1 protein-coding gene is annotated in these 267 nt (G+C 68.9%); it reads right to left on the reverse strand.

Annotated elements, in window-relative coordinates; genetic code table 11:
* Positions 1-267: hypothetical protein (locus F0U47_RS21540; protein WP_223162860.1), on the reverse strand; the 267-nt coding region annotated here is incomplete at both ends.

Here is a 267-nt window from a genome sequence, read left to right on the forward strand (position 1 = left end):
GCCGCCCGCAGGTTTCCCTCCTCCAGCCTCAGCCGGTCGAGGACCTCGCGCGCGCTCGGCCCGAAAACGGGGTCGTCGGCGATGCTCGCGAAATACCGACGGGGTCGCTCGCCGGTGGCTCGCTCCTCGCCCGACGCCTCGTGACGGGTGCCGCCGTACTCACGCATCGTGACCAGCATGAGGTAGCGAGCCGGTGCCCCATGGTCCTCCCAGTTGAGGGTCGACTTGTCCACCAGGCTCGCGAAGACGTCGAGCACCGCTTTTCGT

This window comes from Nocardioides antri, from assembly GCF_008373765.1.
GTDB lineage: Bacteria > Actinomycetota > Actinomycetes > Propionibacteriales > Nocardioidaceae > Nocardioides > Nocardioides antri.